The sequence below is a fragment of the Rhizobium giardinii bv. giardinii H152 genome (assembly GCF_000379605.1).
GTDB classification, from domain to species: domain Bacteria; phylum Pseudomonadota; class Alphaproteobacteria; order Rhizobiales; family Rhizobiaceae; genus Pararhizobium; species Pararhizobium giardinii.
On record NZ_KB902723.1, the window covers coordinates 1 to 2205 of the forward strand.

2 protein-coding genes are annotated in these 2205 nt (G+C 54.7%); both read right to left on the minus strand.

The genetic code is table 11. The annotated features are described in order from the left end of the window. Positions 1-23 precede the first annotated feature (23 nt). The gene (locus A3AY_RS0128500) at positions 24-1544 is read right to left on the minus strand and encodes a sugar ABC transporter ATP-binding protein (RefSeq protein ID WP_018329083.1); all 1521 of its coding nucleotides are present in this window, start codon (positions 1542-1544) and stop codon (positions 24-26) included. A gap of 68 nt (positions 1545-1612) precedes the next feature. After that, on the minus strand, positions 1613-2205 hold a 593-nt coding region (locus tag A3AY_RS0128505), incomplete at its 5' end, for a substrate-binding domain-containing protein (RefSeq protein WP_018329084.1).

Consider the following 2205-nt stretch of genomic DNA (forward strand, 5'->3'; position numbering starts at 1 on the left):
CGTATGTTCTGCTATTGGCATGGTCATGCTGCCATCCTCCCACTCACCGAAGTTTCAAGAATTCTGTTCTTTTCGAGTCGATCCCCTTGGAATTCGCCGACGATCGCCCCACGGAACATGACGAAGGCACGATCGCAAAGCTTTTCGATGTCGGGGATCTCTGTCGTGAAAATGATGACCCCGACACCTTCCGACGCTATCTGCTCGATCAGTTTGCGGATTTCGTCCTTCGATCCGACGTCAATGCCAACAGTCGGGTCGTCGAGAAGGAAAACCCGCGGGTTCGTCTTGAGCCATTTCGCGATCAACACCTTCTGCTGATTGCCGCCGCTGAGCGATTTGATTGGCGCGTTAGGACCAGTCGCTTTCACGCGGAGTCGCGTAATTGCTTCACGGCCGGCTTCGTCCAACGCCTTCAAATTCAGAAGGCCGCTCGGTTTTCTAAAGCGGTCTATTATGGGTAAGCACACATTCTCCGTGATCGAGAAATCTGGAAGAACGCCCTCGCGCAGACGATCATTCGTCAATAGAGCGAGCCCCTGCTTGAGCGACTGGGAAGGATTGGCGAGGTTAGTCTCTTTACCTTCCAGTACGAACGAACCGTTGCTACGCCGCAAACCGCTCACCCCATAGATGGCACGGGCCAGTTCGCTGAGTCCGGAACCTGTGAGCCCGGTGAACCCCAGGATTTCGCCCTTGCGCAGATCGAAGGAGATGTCGTTCAGTACCCCAGGGACAGTCAAGTTACTCACGGACAGAAGAATGTCGCCGCTGCCAGAGTTCCGCTTGCTCCGCGCCTGCTCTTCCACCAACTCGCGCCCGAGCATATTGCGGACGATCTCAGTGATCGAAGTATCAGCTGTCGGAAAAGTGTCGACCGTGCGGCCATCGCGCATGACGGTTATGTTGTCACACACGGCGAAAACTTCGGATAGGTAGTGGGAGACGAAAACCACTGACACGCCGCGCTTGGCGAGATCGCGGATGAGCTTGAGAACGACTTCGACCTCGACATTCGTCAGCGAGGACGTTGGCTCATCCATCAGCAGAACCTTTGGGTTCCACGTCATCGCCTTGACGATCTGGAGCATCTTCTTGATGTCGTTCGGTAGTTCGTTGACGGGCTTAGACGGATCAATGTCTAAGTGATATTGTCTCAATAGGTCCGAAGCGAGCTGGTGCATCCGTTTTGCGCTGAGCAAACCCGTCGAACTTGTCGGCTCATTGTTCAGCAGGATGTTTTCGGCAACAGTCATTGTGCCGATGAGATTAATGTCCTGGTGAATGGTGACGATGCCGCTTCGCAACGCATCGATCGCATTGTGCGGGGCATAGCCATGACCGTCGTAGACGATGCCAGTCCCACCGTCCGGTTGATGGACTCCAGCAAGAATTCGAAGCAAAGTGCTTTTCCCCGCACCGTTCTCACCGACCAGTCCATGCACCTCTCCCTTCTTCAGTTCGAGATGAACCTCCTTCAGGGCCTGCAGGCTACCAAAGGTTTTTCGAACATCGGAACACTTCAGCAGCGGCTCGATTGACATGTGACTCCTCCTCCATCAACGACTTTCCAGCGGGCGATCCGCCCGCTGGATCTTCAAATACTGCGGCGTCACTGCACCTTGGCGTCGAGCACCTGAGGCTCTTGTGTAAACTCCGCAACGTTGTCCTTGGTCATCAGACGTGGCGGGAGCTCGACAAGATGGTCTGGCTTCCCACCAGTGAGTTGTGTCAACATCGAATTCATGCCGACGTAACCCATTTCGAATGGATTCTGCACAATCGTTCCAAGGATTTTGCCTTCCTTGACAAGACGATAAGCAGTCGGGTCGGTGTCGAAGTTCACCAGCTTTACGTCGAGCCGGTTTGCGGCTTCGAGCGTGGCTTCTGCGCCGATGGTGGGAGCATGGTTCTGGAAGAAAACACCCGCGATATCCGGCATTTCGGTCAGAGTATCTTCCATGGTGCGGCGACCATCTTCCAGAGAAAGCTTCATCACCTTCCTGGGTTGAACGTCTAGACCGAGCTCCTTGGCTCGCTCTTCAAAGCCTCGATTTCGGTCGATAATGCACTGGACCGCCGGACCGTGATCGAACACGATAACCTTTGCACCAGGCTTTAGGTTTTTCGCCATATAGTCGGCAGCCATGCGACCGCCCAGTTCGTTCGCCGTGACCACGTAGGTGACCCACTCACCGGAACCAA